Consider the following 13,540-nt stretch of genomic DNA (forward strand, 5'->3'; position numbering starts at 1 on the left):
CCACCACTATGACATCACCGGTAAACCCGGCGCCTTTCGCACGCCTGAATGCAGCCGATGCGGAGATAGCCAGAAGGAAGCAGGAAGTGCTGAGTGGCGTCATGGCGGCCTTAGCAGCACACAAAGATGGAAAGGATCACCCTCGCCTGCTCACGCCAGCAAGGAAGGCTGAGCTGAAGGAAATCGATCGGCTCCGGCGAATAGCAATGGAAACGTCGAAGATGCCGCCGCTACCGCGAATCATCGTCACCAGGCCGGTTGATGAATGGCGCGATTACACAACAGAACGTCGCGGCCGTTTTGGTGCCGTGATTCAGGAATGACGCCGGCATTTACCCGGTCGGCATTGAATAAGGGGATTCAGATGAGCGAAGTGAAGCGATATAAGTTAGCAACCGAATGTGGAGTTGCTGGTCATATGGAGAGCCTAAGCGGCAAGTGGGTTAAGTACGAAGAATACGCCGCACTGCAGCAGCAACTCTCCGCCACCACTAACTCCCTCACCAAAGCACAGGAAGCGCTTAAATCAGCAGGGATTGAAGCTGATACGGTGCAGGCGGGAGTGATGGAACTGGTGAGCAGGATGAATCAGGTGGTGACGGAAATGTCAGCGATGGCAGAAAGTCGCAATCGCCTGGGTGAATTCATTCTGGAAGAAATTGATGCCGACTATCCGCTTAATATGGAACTGGAAACCCCAGCCGCTGACGCTTACCTGAACGCGGTGCGGGCGGAGGGCGCGGAGATGTTCGGAAATCGTACTATCGCGGTTGGTGAAGAAGAAAATGACTCTGCGATCGTTTATGCGGGTGAGCAAGCGCTTTTATTCGCCGCCCAACTCCGCGCCGGCAATGCTGGTAAGGATGGTGTGTGATGAGTGACCCATGCACCATGAAAATGAAGATTGCCAAACAGTTGGTAATCGCGATGCAGAATATCGGCGCACCGGCTGAATTGATGTTTCTCATCGGCTCGTACGGCGATACGCAAAGTGACGAGGATATCCTGGAAATGCTAGAGCAATTCAACGAGCGCGGGACGTATGTCCATGAAGTTATCTCACCAGCATTTCGTTGGGAACCCGGCAATGCTGGTAAGGATGACTGGATTGAATGGGGTGGTGGGGAAAGGCCTGTTAGGGCTGATGTACAGGTGGAAGTCAGATTCCGTCACGGAAAGGTAATTCCATCAGAATTGGCGTGTTACTGGAATTGGCATCGACACAATTCTCCGGCGGACATCATCGCCTATCGAGTGATTAAGGATGGCAGCCATGAATAATTTACCGGCTATGACTGAGGAGCAGCGGCAGGAGCTGATCCAGCACGCAACTGAAGAGATTCGACTAAAGACCGGGCACATTGCCCGTCTTGAAAAGCATATGCCTGGACAGTTCAACACGTCACGCTATCAGATGGACGTGTTGACGGCAAAAATCGCCCTCGCGGCGCTTACATCACCGCCAGCGCCGGTGCTGCGGGCGCCGGATGAATTAAAGGTGAAGAATGGTTCTCACCAATCTCATATTGATTATGCGGAAGGTTGGGCGGATTGCATTGACGAAGTTAAGCGCCTCAACACCCAACCTTCACCACCGGAGGCGAGCAATGACCAATGAAATCAGCAACGAGCGGCTGGAGATACTGGCTGCACAGGAAACCATGAGGGAGCAGGCGCAAATGGCGAAGGAGTTGCTGGCGCTGCGTAAGGCGTTCAGTGTGCCGGATTGCTGGGAAATCGCAGGCCACATATTCGCCACTGAAGAAGAAGCTCTCAGTTACGGCTTCACAGGAAAGCCAGAGCCGCTCTACAGCAAGCCAGAGGCCTGACCATGCTAATCGGCTTCGTACTCATCCTGTCATCAGGCTTTCCCGTCTCTGAGCGCATATGGGAGACAAAGGAAGCCTGCGAATCCATCAAAGAGCGAATACTGCAGCGCCGGCCAATGGCGCAGCTTGAGTGCTCACCTGTTTACCGTTAGCCGCGAAAGCGGTTTTTTTTGCCCAAAGGAACCGAACATGATTAATACCGACTATCCGAATGAGCTTCGATGCAACCTGGTGTCAGCCATTAAGGGCTGTTTCGCTGATTGCTCTGACCAATCAGAACTTTATATTGCTGGCAACTGCATCGTTGAAATTCTTTCTGCATTATCCATGAGCGATGACGAGCTGGTTTCTGTGCTGGAATCTGCATCAGGCGATGCCGCTGAGGTAGATGAATACATTGACAAGATGATTGCCAATATCAGGGAGTGACGAAAATGTGTGACGAAATCGACGCAGCAGCAGAACTGGAATTACTCAACGTTGAGATAGCACTTAAGAACCGCCAGCGCCCTGCCATTGAGTTTACCGGCCATTGCCACTACTGCGAGGAATCTATCAGTAAGGGAAGTTTCTGCAGCAAGGAGTGTGGCGAGGACTACCAGAAGGTTGAGCGCGCCAAGCAGTTTAAGGGGGCGGCATGAGTCAGGAGGAAATTCTGGAGCTTCGAAACGAGGAGTTATGTGAGTTGTCGCATGCAACAGCCCGATATTTGGCTGTATCACCACTGGAAAAAATTAACCTGACTGCAGCCGCTGGCAAGGAATGGAATCCGATCGCTTCGACAGAGCAGGCTGTGCACCTTGCCGCTTTGATGAATATGACTATCTGCTTTGGCGGAATGGTTGTGATGGTCAGCGAGCCCGATGGCGCCCAATCACGCACTGTCGAATATAAGCTTAACCGTCGCACTGAAGCTCTGCGCAAAGCAATAACTCTGCTAGCCGCGGATTTCGCTCAGCACATCTAATCCCCCACCCCATTAACCTTTATCGCGCTCTGCGTGAGGAGCTGTTATGTCAAAAGACTTACTATCTGAGTGGCTCACCAGTGGTGAATATATGCCTGAATTCCTGCGCGACTTCCACAGCCAGAAAGATTTGTTTAAGGCTATGCACAACACCATTACTAATGCTGATGAAAACGGAAACTGGAGAGATGGTCATATCTATGTCGTCGACACATTTCTCTGGTACATGGCCCGATGCGGATACACATTGCAGCGCAGCAGGAAGCAAGTTCCATTCAAAAATATGGAAGATGACATTGACAGATATAAAAAGGAGATGAGCGCGAATTTCAGCAAGATGCTAACCGAATCATGAACACCCTCCCCACCCTGTCACCAGGCGATATCACACTGTGGATCGCCTTTTTTATTGCCCTGATTATTGCGTGGCGATGGCCGCCAAAGGAGTAGAGATGGAAAACGTTGTGCAACTGGCTCCCAATAAGTGGGTTTCAGAATCAGTTCTCACCATAGTGACTGGCATGACTAAACACATGATTCAGCATGCCCGCCGCTCCACATGGATGGAAGGAAGGGAGTATAAGCACGTTTCGCCAGACCTTTCTCCCAAGGAAAACAGCACCATCATGTATTGCCTGCCAGAAATTAATCACTGGATTGAGAAGCAGCGACCGGCGATCCGCCGGCGGATTTCTGCTTAAATGGCGCATCCATCAACAACCGAGGAAAGTGAATGGCAAGCTATCCAACTGGTGTAGAGAACCATGGAGGGTTCCTGCGCATCTGGTTCATTTACCAGGGTAAAAGAGTTAGGGAAAGTCTCGGGGTGCCGGATACACCCCGGAACAGGAAAATGGCAGGAGAATTGCGCACAACGGTGTGCTATGCAATCAAAACAGGAAATTTCGATTACAGCAAGCAATTCCCTGATTCGCGTAACGTTTTCAAATTTGGAGGAAACCGTAAGCCAGTCACCTTAAACGAGCTGTCCACGAAATGGATGGAACTCAAGGAGATGGAGCTTTCAGTCAACGCCATTTCAAATTACAGGGCATCGTTCAGGAGCGTGTTTGAGGTTCTTGATGGAGAGAGGCTGGCGAACAGTGTTACACAGGAAGATATTCTGGTTGCCAGAAAGCAATTGATGGAAGGGTGGCAAAGACCGAGAGGACGGACGCACACCCCTAAGGCTGGAAGGAAGGCAACAACCGTAAATGGATACATGCTCCGTCTATACAGCATGTTCGACTTCGGGTTATGCAATGGATATCTGGAGAAAAATCCGTTCCAGGGAATCTCGCCTCTAAAACAATCACGACCAGATCCGGACCCACTTACGAAAGAAGAGTACCAGCGGATACTCAACTGCTGTCCGACAGAGCAGATGAGGAACATGATCTGCTTCGCTGTGAACACGGGCCTGAGGCATGGAGAACTCAACGCTTTAGCATGGGAGGATGTTGACACTGTAAACTGGACCGTGAAGGTTACTCGGGGAGAGGCTCTGGCCAATCACTTCGCGCCGCCTAAGACTGAGGCTGGAGTAAGAACAATTCAGCTGACACAACCCGCGATAGAGGCGCTGAAAAACCAGATGCCACTTACCAGAATGGGGATTCAGCATGAGGTAAAAATTAACCTCAGGCAGAACGGTGAAACCAGAAAGGACTTGTGCACATTCATTTTTTCACCGCACCTGACTGCAAAAAATGGAAAAGTAACGCACTGGTACGTAAACGGGTCTCTTAACAAAGCATGGGCGATTATTTTAAGGAAGGCGGGCGTCAGGCACAGGAAAGCTTACGAAACGAGACACACGTATGCTTGCTGGGCATTGAGTGCTGGGGCCAACCCAAGCTTCATAGCTAACCAGATGGGTCACGTTTCTGCGCAGATGATTTACACAGTATATGGAAAGTGGATGAAGGAGAACAATCTGGATCAGATGACTATCATGAACGCCGGATTTGGCAGGAATACCCCATACATGCCCCAAAACAAAACCGCCTGAACGCATCCTAATGATTTAGATAGATAACTATCTAGCAAGCCTGACTCTGCAGACGGAAAAGAATAGCGGCCTTGTTGGGAAAATACTGGTACAGCGATCCAATACTGACGCCCGCCCGTTCGGCCACGCGGGCAGTGGTAAAGCGTGTGGCACCTTCCTGCTCCAGAACCTGAGTCGCCGCCTGCAAAATGGCTGCCACCAGCTCACTGGATCGCGCCTGCTGCGGCTTTTTTCTTTCAGAAATCTTAGCGTTACGTTGTGCGGCCATTGTCTGCTCCTGAACGCGAATAGTGAAATGCGAGTAATTCATCGTATTATGTTCCTGACGCAAAATCCATCTTCTGATGCAGGAACCCCGATGATGAACACCCTGACTTCCGCGCCGCTGGCACCGCTGCTTAACTATCTGTTTGAGTTGGCGGATAACATGGCGCATCCCACTAATGAAGCGTTTCGCGTGATGTCCGATGAGGAACAAACGCGTCTGCTGCAGAGCAAAACCGATTACCGCGAACTTTACGGTCATTTAAAAGATGTGCCGCTGGCGGTCTCGCGGGAAACCGGCAAACTGCTGTACATGCTGGCGCGCAGCAGCCGGGCGCAGCATATCGTTGAGTTTGGTACTTCGTTTGGTCTCTCCACCCTGCACCTGGCGGCGGCGGTGCGCGATAACGGCGGCGGTCGCATCATCACCAGCGAGTTTGAACCGGGCAAAGTGGCGCTGGCGCGCAATCATTTTGCCGATGCTGGCGTCAGTGACCTGATTGAAATTCGCGTGGGCGATGCGCTGGACACGCTGAGTCAGGACCTGCCAGCCAGCGTTGATATGCTGGTGCTGGATGGCGCGAAGGCGATCTATCCGGAGATTTTGCAGCTGGTGCAGCCCTGGTTGCGTCCGGGTGCCCTGATTGTGGCCGATGATGCCGATTTCAGCCCGGAATATCTGGAAATGGTCCACGGCAGCCGCCTCTATACCTCGCTGCCTTTTGCTGATGGCGTCGAAGTTTCAATGTGGCTGGGATCGCCACATAAAGGCGCTTAACAGCGTCACGTTTATGTTATATCGTTACAATCCCGTGCTCTGATTGAGGTTGCTGCGATGAAGGTTACCGTTCCACTGTTAGTGATTGCTTTTGCTTCGGCGAAAGCGGGGGCATTTCAGGCGAAAATTGATCCGTTAAAGCTGGCGCTGAAACCGGCTAACGCACTTGCCAGCACCGATCAGGCGCAGCCGCTGGCGATTGCCGAAGCGCATGCGCGCCTGGCGGCGGCGGTGAGCGGCTGTCAGTGTCCGTTCTGCACCCAGATGCGGCTGGTGAATAGCGGGTTATGATGATAGGTGCGTCGCCGCACAGCCCGCTGCGCGGCGACGCATCAGTCAAACCATGGCTGGAACGGATCCGGCAACTGTGCCCAGCCGTCTGGCCCCAGCGCCATCTCCTCATCGGTCAGTAACGCATGGTGCAGCTGCTGACGCAGCACGGTTTCATCCATATCGATCCCGATGATCACCATCTCCTGCCGCGCATCCCCCGTGCCTTCATGCCAGTTTTCGCGGATGTAGTGCAGCGTGTCTGCGTCCTGCGGCCAGCGATCTTCAGGCACGCAGGCCCACCACATCCCGGCCAGCCCCTGCCGCGTGACGCCGCCGGCCTGCGACCAGGATCCGGCGTGACGCGGGCGGGTTGCCAGCCAGAAATACCCTTTCGACCGCACCACGCCCTGCATGTGCTGCGTAATCACCTGATAAAAACGCTGCGGATGGAAGGGACGACGCGCGCGGAAAACAAAGCTGCGGATGCCATACTCTTCAGTTTCAGGCGTGTGCTCGCCGCGCAACTCTTTCAGCCAGCCAGGAGCCTGTGCCGCAGCATCGAAGTCAAACAGGCCGGTATTCAGCACCTGATCAAGCGCCACCTGACCAAACTGCGCGCGAATAATCCGCGCACGGGGATTGAGCGAGTGCAGAATCGCGGTCAACCGTGCCTGTTCCGCCGCATCAATCAGGTCGGTTTTGTTGAGAATCAGCACATCGCAAAATTCAATCTGATCGATCAGCAAATCGACCACCGTGCGCTCATCCTCCTCGCCAAGCGATTCGCCGCGCGAGCGGACGCTTTCGCTGGAATCATAGTCACGCAGGAAATTGTAGCCATCCACCACGGTCACCATGGTATCCAGCGCCGCCACGACGGACAGGCTTTGCCCCTCTTCATCGGCAAACGTAAAGGTTTCCGCCACCGGCAACGGCTCAGAGATGCCGGTCGATTCAATCACCAGATGATCAAAACGCCCCTCTTTAGCCAGCCGGTTGACCTCCAGCAGTAAATCTTCGCGCAGCGTGCAGCAGATGCAGCCGTTGCTCATTTCCACCAGCTTCTCGTCGGTACGTGACAACGCCGCCCCGCCCTCGCGCACCAGCGCGGCATCAATATTCACTTCCGACATATCGTTGACGATCACCGCCACGCGGCGGCCTTCGCGGTTGTTGAGAATATGGTTAAGCAAAGTGGTTTTTCCGGCACCGAGAAAGCCAGAGAGTACGGTGACCGGCAGCCGCCTGAAGCCGCCGTTTGTGGATAAAGCTGACATAATCACTCCTGAATAATGACATCACGCGCACCTGAAGGGGTGCTGATATTGATATGTTATAACATAACAATATGCAGTGTCATGATCGTCGTGCACTTTTTGTGGGGATTTTGCCTTTCAGGGAAAGCGAACAGCGGGCCGGGCGCCCGCTGCGGGCAATTACTGGTTGTCCGGATAGCTCAGTTCGATGGCATCGTCCGGCAGTTGAGTGAAGGTTTTCACGAGGGTATGGAAATCCGCCACCGGTTTGAGATCGGCAAACTGCTGTGGATAGAGATCCTTCGCGAGGATTTCCATGCCGATAATGTTGTACGGGTGATTGTAAAAGTGATGATACACCCCATACACGCGCCCCTGCTTCACCGGCGCGATTTGCGCCAGACCGGTACGCTGCAATAACGTCTGGAACGTGGCACGCACTTCCTGCGGTTGCACGCCGTAACCAAACGGCAGCACATTGCTGTTTGGCCGCTTCGAACCGGTCATGATGTAAACGTCCGGTTTCATGGCGATGATTTTTTCCAGCGCGACAAAGCCGGCATTGCCTGGCAGCAGTGCCGAACCAATATTTTTGCCGCCGACCGCTTCTACCAGGCCACCCCAGCCATTATGGCTGTGGGTAAAGCAGCAGTTATCGCTGTTACCGGCAATGGGTTCGATAAATACCGTGGGTTTGTTTTTGACCTTCGCAACGGCTTGCGTGATGCGGTCGAAGCGCTGCTGGTAAAAATCGGTGTAGGCTTTGGCTTCGCTTTCGCGGTTCAGCACTTTGCCCAGTAGCGTGACGCTCGGGGCGGTGTTTTGTGCCGGATGCAGTTCATAATCGACGAACAGCACCGGGATGTGCAGGTTGTTCAGCGTGCTCAGCACGCCGGATTGTTCCAGCGCCGGCTTAGCGCGCAGCTGCGCAATCATCAGATCCGGTTTCTGCGCCAGCACGCTTTCCAGATTAACCTGGCCCTGATCGCTGAAGCCCATATCGACAATTTTTGTCGCTTCAGGCCAGCGGCGCTTTAGCATATCCCAGGTTTGCGTATCCTGCTTTTTCGGCAGATTGTTCCAGGCCACAACGCGTTTAAACGGATTGTCGCGATCGAGCAGCGCCAGCGTCAACACATCGCGCCCATCCTGCAGAATGATGTGCTGCGGTTCTTTGCTGATGGTTTGCGTGTGACCATCCATGTCGGTGACGGTGAGCGGATAGTCAGTCGCGCAGGCTGCGGTTGAGACCAGAATCCCCATTGCCAGTAACAGGCGCGTTTTCATGCCAAAACTCCGTGGTAAAAGAAATAGTTATTATTATCAATTACCTTAACACAACCTTAATCACGGCAAAATAAACCCGACGGCATGGGGTTGTAAGCGAATAATACGGCGCCGGGAGTCCGCTGCATTACGCTGTGGCGAAGCAACGGCTCAGGTGAAATCAGACAATTTTTGCCCGGACGCGATCAGCTCCTGCAACAGCATCTGTCGGCGTTCCGCCGGGGTATCACGACTGACCATAAAGCAGATCGCCGCGACCGCCTGGCCGCTGCGCGAGCGAATCGGTGCAGCCATACAGCAGGTAAAGCTTTCGGACAGACCTTCGGTCATGCAGTAGCCCAGCTGGCCGGCTCGGTGAATCTCTTCAAGGAAGGTCTGCTTATCGAGAATCTGACCGCTGACCAGCCGATAATCCTCCTCCGGAATCAGGTCGAGGATGGCGCTGTCCGACCAGTTACTCAGCAGCAAACGACCGGTCGCTGTCCAGGTGATCGGCACGCGTACACCGATATCAGAGGTGATTTTAAACGGATGGGCGTTGCTCTCCGACAGCACCACGGTGTATTTGTTACCTTCCAGCATACACAGCTGCACGGTTTCGCCATGACGCGCCACGATCTCAACCATAAGCTGATGTGCACGACGGATCAGATCATTGTGGGCCATGTAATCCGCACCGTAATAGTGCATTTCACGACCGAAAAACACGGCACCTTCCGCATCAAGCTCAACCAGACCCGCTTCACTCAGCAAACTGACCAGCTCATAAATACTGGAGCGCGGTGCACCGGTCGCTTCGATTAAATCCCGCATCGCCATAGGCTGACGCGCGATATGCAGCTGGCGAAAAATATCAATAACCCGGTCAACACCGCGTGCCCGGGACGTTTTTTCATCCGGCATACGCTCACTCCCCTGTCGTTATGGTGCTACTCATCTGCGTTTAAAAAGAGCTGCATGATACACCCGGCAAACGGAATTACCCATCCCCACAATAATAAAAATCTTTCCGGCGAATTTATTTATCATGCGCTATTTTCGGGCCCCATTGTGGCGCATAAAAAGGATGAGCCTCACTGTTAATTTCGATAGCGGTCACATTTCCATTCAAAAAAATCAGGCACTGGATTTTATTTTGCGATCGCACCAGCACGGCAAAAAATTAATTGCCGATTGGCATATTGCAAAAAAGCAACAGCTGTGCAAATCTCGTCCTATCCGGTATTGCAGATAGCAGTCTGGTATATCAGACAGAAACAGAAGTGTGCAAAGGAGCAGAAAGACATGACGATCAAACGTTATGGCATTGAGGGCGGTACCGGTACCGGCGGGCAAAAATTGCCGTTCGCCCGCGCCGTTGAGGCCGATGGCTGGCTGTATATCTCAGGCCAGACGCCGATGCGCGACGGCGAAGTGGTAGAAGGCGGCATCATCGAACAGACACAGTTAGCGTTCGACAACTGCCTCACTATCATGCGCGAAGCGGGTTATCGCGTGGAGGATGTGGTCCATGTGACGGCGGTGTTGACCGACGCGCGTTATTTCAGTTCTTTCAACAAAGTATTCAGTGAGATATTCAGTGGTCATCCACCGGCGCGTATTTGTAGCGTGCAGGATTTAGTGGTCGACTGCAAAGTCGAAGTGGACATGAAATGTTTCCGCGCCGACCGTAAATAAGTAATACCATCCAACCAGGCTGCGATGTTCATTTTCTTCGCCAACACCAGGCCAGCCTGATATTAATTAATACATTTGCTTTTTCAAAAAAATAACCCGAAACAGGCGGTGCTGCCGCTGCGCTGGCGATCGTCTATTAAACGGGTGATGCGGAATAACGCCGTCTCGTCAAACATTTAAAGAGAGCATAAAGATGAATGCAACATCGCTGAAATTAAGTGCCAAAACCGTGGCCGGTGCGCTGGTCTTGCTGGCGATAGCAGGCTGTACGCCGACTGAAGAGAAAAAAGAGGCTGGCGCTGCGCCACAGTCGGCGCTGCAAACCGTGCTGCAGCGCGGCACATTGCGCGTCGGTGACTGCCTGAGCTTCGCACCGTTCGGTTTTTATGACAAAGACGGCAACCCGGATGGTTACGACGTTGACCTGGCGAAAGCGCTGGCCAAAGAGATGGGCGTGAAGCTGGAAATGGTCAACACCACCAGCGCCAACCGCATCCCTAATCTGCAAACCAACAAAGTCGATGTGGTGTTTTGTAACTTCACCCGCAATCTGGAACGCGCCAAAGAGATTGGCTTCACCCATCCGTACGTAGTGGCCAGTGAGGCAATGCTGGTGCGCAAAAACAGCGGCATTCAGTCTGCGCATGACATGGCCGGCAAAACCATTGCCACGGTGAAAGGCTCGACCAATGGCGACGAAGTGCGCAACCTCGGCATCGACGTGAAAATTCAGGAGTACGACTCATCCCAGGCGGCGATTCTGGCCGTCAAACAGGGTCAGGCCGATGCGATGATCGAGGATAACAACTTCCTCGCTTACCAGGCGAAGCTCGATCCGTCACTGGCCGTGACCAACGAAGCGCTGGTACCACTGGAGTACAACGCCTTTGGGGTGAAACAGGGCGACCAGGTATGGACCAATTACCTCAACGAATTCCTGTTTGAAATCAACGCATCTGGTGAGAACGCCCAGCTGTATGAGAAATGGTTCGGCAGCAAACCGCGTTATCCGCTGAATCCGCAATACTGATTGTCCGCCCACGGCGCAGTCGCACAGGCTGCGCCGCCTGAAGGAGTCATACCATGAGTTATCAATGGCTAACCCTGTGGCGTTACGCCGACACCTTTCTGGAGGCCGCGTGGCTCACGTTGCAGGTTACCCTGCTGGCGTTCGCGCTGGCGGTGGCGCTCGGTCTGCTGGCCGCACTGGCGAAATCTTCACCGCTGGCGCCGCTGCGCTGGATCAGCCACTGTTATGTTGAGTTCATCCGCAATACGCCGGTGCTGCTGCAAATTTTTATCATCTTTTTTGGCCTGCCGTCGCTCGGTATCACCATGAGCGCTTTTACCGCCGGGGTGCTGGCACTGGGGATTAACGTTGGTGCCTATTTGTCGGAAACTTTCCGCGCCGGTATTCAGTCCGTGGCGAAGGGCCAGCTGGAAGCGGCATATATCCTCGGCATTCCGCGCCACCAGATTTTCCTCAGCGTGGTGCTGCCCCAGGCTGCTCGTGCCGTCTGGCCGGCGATCATCAATAACCTGATTCAGCTGCTGCTCGGTACGTCGCTGCTCTCGGCGATCGCTTTGCCGGAGCTGACCGGCACCGCCACGGTGATCAACGCGCGCACCCTGCTTTATATCCAGACCTTCAGCGTCGTTGCCCTGGTGTATCTGGTGCTGAGCAACCTGTTTTCATGGCTTGGCACCGTAGCCGGACGCCGGCTGTTCCACCCGCCGCTGGTAACGCCGGTAAAAAAGTCCGGCTGGCGGTGGGCAAAAAAATGGCTGATTAATCCAGTGAAACGGGAGAATGCGTTATGAGCGAACTTATCATCAGCTCGCTGCCAATCCTGCTGAAAGGGCTGGTCATCACCTTACTGCTGTCCATCGCCGCTATCGCCGGCAGCACCCTGCTCGGTTTACTCGCCGCGGTGCTTCGCACCAGCCGTCTGCCGATCGCCAGAGAGATTGCCGTGCTGTACACCGAGCTGTTTCGCGGCACGCCGGTGCTGATCACCCTGATGTTCATTTACTTCGGCGTGGCCTATTTTGGCTATGAAATCAATTTGTTCGCCGCCGGCATTCTGGGCCTGAGCATTTATCAGGGCGCTTACATTGCTGAAGTGTTCCGGGCCGGCATCGAAGCCGTGCCGAAAGGGCAGTGGGAAGTGTCGTGGATCCTCGGTTTATCAAAACGCCAGACGTTTCTCAGCGTAGTGCTGCCACAAACGCGCGGCATCGTACTGCCGCCGCTGGTGGGTCAGTATCTTTCACTGATCAAAGATACGTCAATTGTCAGCATGATCGGCATGTCGGAGCTGATGCACCAGGGGCAGGCGATTGTCGATCGCATTGGCCAGCCTGTGGTGGTTTACGGCCTGGTCGCCCTGCTCTACTTCGCTGTCTGCTTTCCGCTTTCCCGTTGGGTTCAACATCATCAAACCAGGAGCCAGTTATCATGAGCAAATCCGCCATTACGCTGAGCCGTATTACCAAATCCTTTGGCGCAACCCAGGTACTGAAAGAGATCAGCCTGGACGTGTCGCCGGGCGAAGTGCTGGTGCTGATTGGCGCCTCCGGCTCGGGAAAAAGTACCGTGCTGCGCATTATGAGTGGTCTGGAAACCGCCGACGGCGGTGAAATCTGGGTCAATGAAGTACCGCTGCACGACCGTAAACGCAGCAGTGAAATTTGCGGCCACGTCGGCATGGTGTTTCAGCAGTTCAACCTGTTCCCGCATAAAACCGCACTCGGCAACGTGACGCTGGCGCTGATTAAAGCGCAGAAGCTGTCCGAAGCGGAAGCGAACAAACGCGGCATGGCGGCGCTGACGCGCGTTGGCCTGGCGGAGCGCGCGCATCACTATCCGGCTCAGCTGTCCGGCGGGCAGCAACAGCGTGTGGCGATTGCCCGCGCGCTGGCGGTCGAGCCGAAAATCATGTTCTTCGATGAAGCCACCTCCGCGCTCGATCCCGAACTGGTTGGTGAAGTGATGGAAGTGATGCGCAGTCTGGCACGCGAAGGCATGACCATGGTGGTGGTGACGCATGAGATGGGCTTTGCGCGTAAAACCGCCGATCGCGTGGTGTTTATGGACCAGGGGGTGATCGCCGAACAGGGTTCGCCGGAGCAGATTTTTGTTAATCCGCAGAATCCGCGCACCCAGCAGTTTTTGTCGCGCGTGCTTGAGCACTAACA

Annotated in this window: 21 protein-coding genes and 1 pseudogene; 18 read left to right on the top strand and 4 right to left on the bottom strand. The window is 54.0% G+C overall.

Annotated features, from left to right (window positions below; genetic code table 11):
- The first annotated feature begins 8 nt into the window (after window positions 1-8).
- The 11 genes from OXR61_RS09330 (at window position 9) to OXR61_RS09380 (ending at window position 4,807) form a co-directional block, all read left to right on the top strand.
- A complete protein-coding gene (locus OXR61_RS09330) occupies window positions 9-323 on the top strand; it encodes a hypothetical protein (protein WP_267411913.1) in 315 nt (104 codons plus the stop codon).
- 41 nt (window positions 324-364) lie between these two features.
- A complete protein-coding gene (locus OXR61_RS09335; protein ID WP_267411914.1) occupies window positions 365-874 on the top strand; it encodes a hypothetical protein in 510 nt (169 codons plus the stop codon).
- Window positions 874-1,281, top strand: coding sequence for a hypothetical protein (locus tag OXR61_RS09340; RefSeq protein WP_267411915.1), 408 nt, complete (start codon window positions 874-876; stop codon window positions 1,279-1,281). Before OXR61_RS09335 ends, OXR61_RS09340 begins: the two co-directional genes overlap by 1 nt.
- Window positions 1,274-1,618 carry a hypothetical protein gene (locus tag OXR61_RS09345; protein WP_267411916.1) on the top strand — a complete coding sequence of 115 codons (345 nt, stop codon included), beginning with the start codon at window positions 1,274-1,276 and terminating at the stop codon, window positions 1,616-1,618. Before OXR61_RS09340 ends, OXR61_RS09345 begins: the two co-directional genes overlap by 8 nt.
- The gene (locus OXR61_RS09350) at window positions 1,608-1,829 is read left to right on the top strand and encodes a hypothetical protein (protein WP_267411917.1); all 222 of its coding nucleotides are present in this window, start codon (window positions 1,608-1,610) and stop codon (window positions 1,827-1,829) included. The genes OXR61_RS09345 and OXR61_RS09350 overlap by 11 nt, the downstream gene beginning before the upstream one ends.
- A gap of 189 nt (window positions 1,830-2,018) precedes the next feature.
- Complete coding sequence (locus OXR61_RS09355) at window positions 2,019-2,258, top strand: hypothetical protein (RefSeq protein ID WP_267411918.1); 240 nt, start codon at window positions 2,019-2,021, stop codon at window positions 2,256-2,258.
- A gap of 5 nt (window positions 2,259-2,263) precedes the next feature.
- The gene (locus tag OXR61_RS09360) at window positions 2,264-2,470 is read left to right on the top strand and encodes a hypothetical protein (RefSeq protein ID WP_267411919.1); all 207 of its coding nucleotides are present in this window, start codon (window positions 2,264-2,266) and stop codon (window positions 2,468-2,470) included.
- Window positions 2,467-2,796 carry a hypothetical protein gene (locus OXR61_RS09365; protein ID WP_267411920.1) on the top strand — a complete coding sequence of 110 codons (330 nt, stop codon included), beginning with the start codon at window positions 2,467-2,469 and terminating at the stop codon, window positions 2,794-2,796. The genes OXR61_RS09360 and OXR61_RS09365 overlap by 4 nt, the downstream gene beginning before the upstream one ends.
- Window positions 2,797-2,842: 46 nt before the next feature.
- Entirely contained in the window at window positions 2,843-3,151 is a 309-nt protein-coding gene (locus OXR61_RS09370) for a hypothetical protein (RefSeq protein WP_267411921.1), read from the top strand.
- A gap of 97 nt (window positions 3,152-3,248) precedes the next feature.
- On the top strand, window positions 3,249-3,497 hold the full coding sequence (locus OXR61_RS09375; RefSeq protein ID WP_267411922.1) for an excisionase family protein: 249 nt from the start codon (window positions 3,249-3,251) through the stop codon (window positions 3,495-3,497).
- A gap of 32 nt (window positions 3,498-3,529) precedes the next feature.
- A complete protein-coding gene (locus OXR61_RS09380) occupies window positions 3,530-4,807 on the top strand; it encodes a DUF3596 domain-containing protein (protein WP_267411923.1) in 1,278 nt (425 codons plus the stop codon).
- A 43-nt stretch (window positions 4,808-4,850) separates the two neighbouring features.
- On the opposite strand, the pseudogene OXR61_RS09385 reads toward OXR61_RS09380, so the two are convergent.
- Window positions 4,851-5,075, bottom strand: a pseudogene (locus tag OXR61_RS09385) (helix-turn-helix domain-containing protein); the annotation flags it as partial.
- A gap of 93 nt (window positions 5,076-5,168) precedes the next feature.
- Here OXR61_RS09385 and OXR61_RS09390 point away from each other — a divergent pair.
- Both OXR61_RS09390 and OXR61_RS09395 read left to right on the top strand, forming a co-directional pair.
- A complete protein-coding gene (locus OXR61_RS09390) occupies window positions 5,169-5,849 on the top strand; it encodes an O-methyltransferase (RefSeq protein ID WP_031279936.1) in 681 nt (226 codons plus the stop codon).
- A gap of 57 nt (window positions 5,850-5,906) precedes the next feature.
- Complete coding sequence (locus OXR61_RS09395; RefSeq protein WP_021508744.1) at window positions 5,907-6,140, top strand: hypothetical protein; 234 nt, start codon at window positions 5,907-5,909, stop codon at window positions 6,138-6,140.
- Between the two features lie 41 nt (window positions 6,141-6,181).
- On the opposite strand, the gene zigA is transcribed toward OXR61_RS09395, so the two are convergent.
- The 3 genes from zigA to OXR61_RS09410 all read right to left on the bottom strand — a co-directional run bounded on the left by zigA (window position 6,182) and on the right by OXR61_RS09410 (window position 9,568).
- On the bottom strand, window positions 6,182-7,399 hold the full coding sequence (gene zigA / locus OXR61_RS09400) for a zinc metallochaperone GTPase ZigA (RefSeq protein ID WP_021508745.1): 1,218 nt from the start codon (window positions 7,397-7,399) through the stop codon (window positions 6,182-6,184).
- Window positions 7,400-7,558: 159 nt separating this feature from the next.
- Window positions 7,559-8,665, bottom strand: a complete 1,107-nt coding sequence (locus OXR61_RS09405) for an ABC transporter substrate-binding protein (RefSeq protein WP_021508746.1) — start codon at window positions 8,663-8,665, stop codon at window positions 7,559-7,561.
- A 150-nt stretch (window positions 8,666-8,815) separates the two neighbouring features.
- Window positions 8,816-9,568 carry an IclR family transcriptional regulator gene (locus OXR61_RS09410; protein WP_021508747.1) on the bottom strand — a complete coding sequence of 251 codons (753 nt, stop codon included), beginning with the start codon at window positions 9,566-9,568 and terminating at the stop codon, window positions 8,816-8,818.
- Window positions 9,569-9,949: 381 nt separating this feature from the next.
- On the opposite strand from OXR61_RS09410, the gene OXR61_RS09415 reads away from it, so the two are divergent.
- The 5 genes from OXR61_RS09415 (at window position 9,950) to OXR61_RS09435 (ending at window position 13,538) form a co-directional block, all read left to right on the top strand.
- Window positions 9,950-10,342 (top strand): RidA family protein, encoded by a 393-nt coding sequence (locus OXR61_RS09415; RefSeq protein WP_021508748.1) that lies wholly within the window; start codon window positions 9,950-9,952, stop codon window positions 10,340-10,342.
- A 193-nt stretch (window positions 10,343-10,535) separates the two neighbouring features.
- Window positions 10,536-11,372 carry a transporter substrate-binding domain-containing protein gene (locus tag OXR61_RS09420; protein WP_021508749.1) on the top strand — a complete coding sequence of 279 codons (837 nt, stop codon included), beginning with the start codon at window positions 10,536-10,538 and terminating at the stop codon, window positions 11,370-11,372.
- Between the two features lie 53 nt (window positions 11,373-11,425).
- Complete coding sequence (locus OXR61_RS09425; protein WP_021508750.1) at window positions 11,426-12,163, top strand: amino acid ABC transporter permease; 738 nt, start codon at window positions 11,426-11,428, stop codon at window positions 12,161-12,163.
- Window positions 12,160-12,804, top strand: coding sequence for an amino acid ABC transporter permease (locus OXR61_RS09430; RefSeq protein ID WP_021508751.1), 645 nt, complete (start codon window positions 12,160-12,162; stop codon window positions 12,802-12,804). The genes OXR61_RS09425 and OXR61_RS09430 overlap by 4 nt, the downstream gene beginning before the upstream one ends.
- Window positions 12,801-13,538 carry an amino acid ABC transporter ATP-binding protein gene (locus OXR61_RS09435; protein ID WP_021508752.1) on the top strand — a complete coding sequence of 246 codons (738 nt, stop codon included), beginning with the start codon at window positions 12,801-12,803 and terminating at the stop codon, window positions 13,536-13,538. Before OXR61_RS09430 ends, OXR61_RS09435 begins: the two co-directional genes overlap by 4 nt.
- Window positions 13,539-13,540: the final 2 nt, after the last annotated feature.

Origin of the sequence: Pantoea sp. GM_Pan_4, from assembly GCF_026541005.1 — a bacterium.
GTDB lineage: Bacteria > Pseudomonadota > Gammaproteobacteria > Enterobacterales > Enterobacteriaceae > Pantoea > Pantoea dispersa.